5 protein-coding genes and 1 pseudogene are annotated in these 6981 nt (G+C 60.1%); 1 reads left to right on the top strand and 5 read right to left on the bottom strand.

The genetic code is table 11. From position 1 onward, the window contains the following. Positions 1-503: pseudogene (locus ACHWRX_RS09810) on the top strand (transposase); the annotation flags it as partial. 478 nt (positions 504-981) lie between these two features. Here ACHWRX_RS09810 and ACHWRX_RS09805 read toward each other — a convergent pair. From ACHWRX_RS09805 to ACHWRX_RS09785, 5 genes are all read right to left on the bottom strand, one after another. Beyond that, positions 982-1200: a hypothetical protein gene (locus tag ACHWRX_RS09805; RefSeq protein ID WP_394659051.1), complete on the bottom strand. Its 219-nt coding sequence runs from the start codon at positions 1198-1200 to the stop codon at positions 982-984. A gap of 2531 nt (positions 1201-3731) precedes the next feature. Further along, the gene (locus ACHWRX_RS09800; RefSeq protein WP_394659050.1) at positions 3732-4334 is read right to left on the bottom strand and encodes a response regulator transcription factor; all 603 of its coding nucleotides are present in this window, start codon (positions 4332-4334) and stop codon (positions 3732-3734) included. Between the two features lie 159 nt (positions 4335-4493). Beyond that, positions 4494-4865: a flagellar protein FliS gene (locus ACHWRX_RS09795; protein WP_058736233.1), complete on the bottom strand. Its 372-nt coding sequence runs from the start codon at positions 4863-4865 to the stop codon at positions 4494-4496. Between the two features lies 1 nt (position 4866). Beyond that, entirely contained in the window at positions 4867-6360 is a 1494-nt protein-coding gene (fliD, locus tag ACHWRX_RS09790; RefSeq protein ID WP_394659049.1) for a flagellar filament capping protein FliD, read from the bottom strand. A gap of 30 nt (positions 6361-6390) precedes the next feature. Further along, the coding region (locus ACHWRX_RS09785) for a flagellar biosynthesis protein FlhB (protein WP_394659048.1) at positions 6391-6981 on the bottom strand (591 nt) is incomplete at its 5' end.

Genomic DNA, 6981 nt, shown 5'->3' with positions numbered 1-6981 from the left:
CCGATAGCTCGCCGGTCGCGACCGAGGTGCTGCGCCGGATCGCCAGGCTCTATGCGATCGAGGAGCAGGTTCGCGGCACCTCGGCGGAGCAGCGCCGCACCGCGCGTGCCGAACGGTCCCGCGTCATCGTCGATGACCTGCACATCTACCTCGATGCGCGGCTCCGGCAGGTCAGTGCAAAGAGCAAGCTCACCGATGCCATCCGCTACGCGCTGACCCGCTGGGCCGGGCTGTCGCTATTCCTCGATGACGGCCGCGTCTAGCTGGACAGCAACACCGTCGAGCGGTCGATCCGTCCGCTTGCCCTCAACCGCAAGAACGCACTCTTCGCAGGCTCTGACCAAGGTGGCGACAACTGGGCAGTGATCGCCACGCTCATCGAAAACTGCAAAATCAACGCCATCAACCCGCATGCCTGGCTGGCCGAGACCCTCACCAAGCTGGCCGCAGGTCACCCGGCCAACGCCGTCGGAGAGCTCATGTCTTGGACCGCCGTGGCCTGAGCACACCGCTTACCGATCGCGCCGGAACGCCCACGATCCATTAGAAACGACACGAATTCCCTTGGCAAACGGGCGACCGCTTCTTGCCATCGTCTTTCAGCCAGAGCAAAAGCGGCAGCTACCACCGGTGCGAACGACGATGGCCCCATCGAAAGCTAGGACCGGCTTTGCGCGGGCATTGTCACCGGCGAGGTCAAAGCGGCGTTCCAGGCACGCTCCTGTGGTCTGTTTCAGGTTATGGGCGGCGGTGGGACAAGCAAGCTTGGCTACGTCTCGCCGTAAGCGCTGGGATAGGCCTGCGCGCGGAGCTAGGGCGGCCAGCTTGAACTTTTCGTTCGCACATCGAGCACTTCGGCCCGACGGACGAACTGCGCCGGCTGTTGCTCAACCCGGCGACCTGCCGCGCCTTCGCCGCCGCATACTATGGGCCCGGCTACCGCACGTTCGCATACGACGAGAAGCTCGCGGCCGCGATGCATTAGCCGGTCAGAATGTCGTGAGCCGGGTCGCGGGCGAAGCGATGTTGATGATGGCGCTTGGACCGATGTTCGAGCTGGATGGCAATCCGGTGACGAATGCCAAGGCCGAGATGAGGCGCGCCTTCGACTTCGTAGCAGCCTGTTGCGATTAGGAGCCAAAGAGCAGCGGCAACGCCGAAGATGAGCCCGAGCTTAGAGACGCGAAGACCTGCCTTCATATTACCGTCCAAAAATTGTGATCGCGATGCGTGACAGCGTGGATCTGAACCGCGGCTGACCGCGCACCTATGGCCGCCTTGGCCACCTCTCGTCGGAAGCACAATTGGGGCTTTACCTCCTACGATTGCGGTGGCGTAATCTGGCGCGACTATCGCTACTTGATCGCTGCATTGTGACTGCCCTATCTAGCGCTACAAAACGGTAAATACCAACGGCGATGCACCGTTCAGCAAGACGCATACATGTTGTCAAAGCCCACACCGAGCGGTTCAGACCCTTTTAAAGCGTTCTTGCTAGAGAAGGCCAGCCAACGGCCTAACGTTGGCTGGTGCTACCTCATTAGTAGCTTCTAAGGCTACAATGACTTCGACGCGCCATGCCTCGAATAGCAAGGAGTTTACCTGTGTTGATCCGCAGCAGCCTCGGTTTTACGACAAGGGCGTGACGCGTAGCGTTGGGGATCTGCGGCACCAAATCCGGCAGGTAATCATCGGCTGCGGCAATCCAGCAGAAACTGCGGCTTTCGGAGTTTGGGCTGGTTTAAATGCAGGACCCAACCGAAACGCCGGGGGCGGTAGTTACCGAAGAAGGCTGGGTCCTGGCCCGGGACTCGGACCACCTAAGATATTCCAGATAATGAATTGAGCATTGTATTTACGCGACATACGGCTTTGACCGGTCTGGGGGTCAATCCATCGCTTTAGGTTGGATAGGCCTGCTCATAGTCTGTAGGCCATTATAACGTCACCAATGATCCCTGTCGGCGGTGGCTAGGGCCGGAGCAGGACCGCCGAAAGGTGCTCCGGTCCATTTTGCTAAATCTATTAAAACGTTTATACACGGGTTCTTATTGCCGAGTATGCCTGCCGCTAGGTCCTGGGCCATGATCCTTTGGGTAGCGCGGGCGTTTGCGACGCTCAGCGCCATCGTCTTTGTGATCGGCCCACCATATTAGTTGAAAGCCAAGCGAGCCAGCAAGCAGAGCGACGATACCCAAGCAAATTGTAAGCCGAACAGTGAAAAGCTGTTCAAGCGCAAACATGCCATGGCTAACCAAGATAGCACCGCCAATTGTAATAGCGGTGGAGAAAAAGATCGCTACGGATTTGTTGGCCACGCTTAGCAACACTGTTTGTTAGAAATTATTCCGAGCTGCAGGACCCAACCAAAACACCGGGGGCGGTAACTCCGAGGAAGGCTGGGTCCTGCCCCAGGAGTGGGGCGTCCTTTATGGATTGCACGCATGAACACATCCCTAACCTAAACTATTTCTCGCGTTCACAACCGCCGTGAAGATGGGTGGTACTCTCAAGGCCGCTACTCGCCTGCAAAACCAGAAAATTTCGCGATATTGGGATATTGCTCTTTGTCGCTTAGGCCACTTCGACTTGCTCTCTCGAGCACGTTCGCACGGCGGGGTCATAAAAAAGTTCTGTGGCGAGGCAAGGTGCGGGTGCGCCGTACGTCAACACGGCAATCTAGGAATTGTATAACCCTCGTCGCGGCAGGCTAGCCTGGGCAATAGCGCCCCTCTGCCTTCCGGGCGGGGCGTGCATGAGCGCCAGATCACATAGGATCAGTCAAACGTCGGTCCCTGGCATTCCTCGGAGCCTCACGCGGGTGCGGAAGGTCTCACCCGCGCGCCCTACCTCGATGGCAAGCGGGCAGGGGAGTTCGAATTGGCAAAATAGTCATGTGCGGGTTCAAAGTAAATCGTTCGCCCTATGATCCATAGTTTATGAAGAAAATGAGCTTGTTCAGCGAATTGCGCGGTTAACCCGCAGTGCTCGACGAGCACTCACGTCATGATCCCATGTAGCCATTTTGGGAGCTCTGGCTCCGCCTGGGTGCCTTGTACTTGGAAGGTTGGCCCAGCCGCAACGCCTCGGTAGCAAATGAGCGTCAGCAACTGGGCCTTCCCGGGACCGGGCATGGTATAGCTAGCCGCCGATGGTTGATGTCGAGTTAACGCCGCGCAAAAGCTCTTAATTCAGCGTTCATAGCTGCGAACAAAGCGACTGGCATATTTCGATGAGTGAGGCGTCGTTCCGTAGGCTACCCTACCGAGCTCTCGGGGAGCCATTAGCGTCGCGCCCGGCTATCCTGCTAACCTGCAGGAGGCACGACCAGCCCTCGCGATGCGGCCGATCTCGCGCTGCGTGTTCTCCCGAGTTTATTGCTTGTCTTTGGTGATGATGACGGAACCTCAGGCATTTCGTCGATGCGATCCACCAAGCGTGATCTTTTAAATTCCTAACGTAGGCTTATGCCAGCATCGGTTTCTTAAAACTGCGTTGGTTATAGAAAAAACAACAGATTTCAGTCTCGATCAATGATGCGTTCGAGACATAATTATAAGTTATTTATCTAATTCCATTTATTTAATATCAAACCGCCCACCACTTTTCCTGCTTGATTTGTGCCTAGACAGCGTTCCTCGCTCGCGTAAGTGAAGGCGGGCCCGAAGGTGCTTGCTGCTGCGGCATCGCGACCACGGCCCGACGCATGGGCGGGAGCCGGGTCGCTTTTCTCAGTTTACCATTGCGGCTTCGATGGCGATGCGGATGGCTTCGGACGTGTGGTTGGCGCCCAGCTTGTTCAGCATGTTGGCGCGATGGATTTCCACGGTGCGCGGGCTGATCGCGAGTTTCTCTCCGATGAGGCGATTGGAGAGGCCGCTGGCCACGCCATCCAGAACCTCGCGCTCGCGCTTGGTCAGCCGGTCAAGGCGAGAGCGCGCCATAACCTCGCGCAGCTTGGTGTTACCGCTGGCATCCGACTTGTCGACGGCGCGAGCCAGAGCCTCGTTCAGTTCTTCCGAATCCAGCGGCCAAGCCACATAGTCAATCGCGCCGTCCAGGACGGCTTCCACGATCCGGCGCGGCGCGAGGTATTCGCTGAAGGCGATGATCGGGTACCATTCCCCGTCCGCCGCCATCTTCTCGATCAGGTCTGGAATGCTGCCCGCCTCATCATGGATCATGATCACGCCCGATCGCGGCCAGGCGCTGGCGAGTTCGTCGATATTCTCGAAAGGTTCGACGTGGATACTGCTCGCCGCCAGCGCATGGCTGATCGAAGCGCGCCGGCGGGAGTCGCTGTCGATCAGTATCAGGTTGGAAACGTGCTCCACCAGGATGCCCCTATTGGTTTGTGCCTAGGGGCGACATTCGCGCAAAAGCGCGTGGCGTGGGGGCAAGTCACGTCCGTTTCCGACCTACGTCAGGCGTGTTTCGACCGTTCGGTACCGATTACAACGCCTGCGTAAAAACCGAATCGGGAGATTAATATCTCAGCTGCCGCGCAGCGCAGCGCCGATCTCCAGAAAATCGGTCCGCAAAGTATCAATACGGCGCGAATCAAACTGCATCGCGCTGTCTAGGATGGTGCGGCGGGCGGCTTCGTACATGTGCCGCAGCGCGCCGGCGACGCCGTCTTCGCCGCTGACACCCAGTTGCAGCGCCGTCACCGCGGTCAATGCGGTGGTGAGCGATTTGCTCTTCAGCTGGTTGTCGCCCGCGGCGGCCGCGTGGACGGCGGTGCCCAGCGCGCCGATAAGGTGTTCGATGCACAGATGCACCAAGTCGGCGGGACGCGAAGCGGCTACGCGCGCATCGAACTCGACGCGGCGATAGGCCTCTTGCGGAGAGCGAAGCGCCAGCATCTCAGCGATCCGATTTGTTCCAGGCGTCGATCTGACCCTGGAGGAACGAAAGCGTGGACTTGGACGACGATATCCGGCTGTCGGTAACGGCGAAGCGTGCGTTCAGCGTGGCGCGCAGCTTCTCTTGCTTGGTCGACAAGGTGTTCTGGTCTTCCTTGGCCTGTGTCAGCTGCTTGTTGAACCGCGCGATCGAGCCGCCCAGTGACCCCGGATTGCTGGCCGATGTGGAGTTGCGATAGAGTTTGTCGACGTTCGAATAGACGCCGTACAGGCCGTTCGTGAACATCGCTGCCACGCCCTGCGGGTCCTTGGCCAGCGTGGCTTTCAGGCGATTGCTGTCCAGCGTGAACGTGCCGTCGCGCTGGGTGGACAGGCCCAGATCCGCCAACGTGCGCGCAGCGCCCGTCGCACCAGGAACCACGGTGGACCCGGCGAACTGGCTCAGGGCCGATTTCAGTCCGCGCGCGCCGCTGTCAGAGCGCAAGTCGCCAGTCTTGGGATCGGTCGCAGCATTAAGCGCGGAAGCGATCTCGTTCAGCGCATTGGTCAGATCCGTCATCGTCGTGCTTAGCGCCGATGACGTGTCGCTGAAGGTGACGGTGGTGGGCTTGTCGACGTTGGTGGCCGCCAGCTTGAGAGTGACGCCGGGAATTGCCTCGGCGATGGTGTTGGAATTGGCGGTGCGGGCCAGGCCGTCTACCTTGAAGCTGGCATCGCCTGAGCTCGCGATCAGCTGCCCGGTCGTGTCGGAGGGTTTCCAGGCCAGCTTGGAGAGCGCGGTGCTGCTGTCAGAGCTGGTCTCGATCACGAAGCCGTTGGCCGCGCCTTCCTGTCCCTTGAACACCAGTTGCGCACCGGCGCTGGTCTGCGCGACATAGGCGGTGACACCGGCGTTCTTGGCGTTGATCGCATTAGCCACGTCATTGAGCGTGGCCCCGGCGGCGATGGTGATGCTGGCGGCGGCGTGGCTGCTGTCTTCGGCGAAACCGGCTGCGACAGGATCGCCATTGCCATCCGTGGACGCGGGCGTGGTCGTGCCGAACTTGAAGGTCAGCGTACCGGGGCCCACCGCATCGGTCATCGCGGTGCTGCCGGAGTAGGCTGCGCTCGCCAGGGTCTGGCTCTTGGCCAGAGCCATCACTTCCAGCGAATAGTTACCCGATGGCTGGCGAGAGCCGGAGAGCGTGCCGGTGGCGATGCCGCTGGTGCTGAATTGCGGTTGTGGTGACAAGCTGCCGTTGCGCACCATGTCCCCGAGCGACGTTGAGAAGCTGAGCAGCATCGACTTGATGTTCGAAGCCGAAGAAACCTGGGTGGTCAGCGTGTCCGACTTGTTTTTCAGCCGGTCTATCTGCGAGGCGAACTGTGCGTTGGCGAGGTTGGTCGCCAGCGCCTGCATGTCGATGCCGCTGCCGCTGCCCAGGCTGGCGACGAGGTTCTGCGTCGCGCTCGGCGTTGGCGTCGGTGTCGCAGTGGCAGAACTGGTCGTCGTCATGGTTGGTAGAACGGTTCCGGGGCGCGCAGCTTAAGCGGTTATCGATGGATCGAGGCGACCATCGGTGTCGAAACGCAGTGTCAGCGGCACCTTAACGTCGGGCCGCGCGGGATGCTCGCCGCGCTTCAGGGCGAAGACGAAGGCCAGGATCGCGGCGACGGCGACGTAAAGCTCCTCGCGTATCACCTGCCGTTCTCGCGTGGTGTAATACACCGAGCGGGCGAGGGCGGGATATTCCAGCACCGGAACCTGATACTCCGCCGCCAGTTCGCGCATCGCCAGCGCCTTGTCGCCACGGCCCTTGGCCAGCACGATCGGAGCAGAGGCCTTGTCCGGGTCGTAAGACAGCGCGACGGAGAAGTGCGTCGGGTTGGTGAGGATGAACTGCGCGTCCTTCACCGCCGGGATCAGGCCGCCCATCGCGATCTTGCGCTGGCGTTCCTTTTGCGCGGCCTTCTTCTCAGGCGCGCCTTCGGCTTCCTTATGCTCGTCACGCATTTCCTGCATCGACATCTTGAGCCGGGAATTGCGGCGCACCCACTGCACCGGAAAATCGATGAAGGCGATCACGACAAGGCCGCCGGACAATACGAACAGCAGCATCACGATCTGGTGCCAGCC

This window comes from uncultured Novosphingobium sp., assembly GCF_964277725.1.
In the GTDB taxonomy this organism is placed as follows: domain Bacteria; phylum Pseudomonadota; class Alphaproteobacteria; order Sphingomonadales; family Sphingomonadaceae; genus Novosphingobium; species Novosphingobium fluoreni.
Note: the sequence above shows the minus strand (reverse complement) of the source record. Positions and strands in the feature narration are given on the sequence as shown.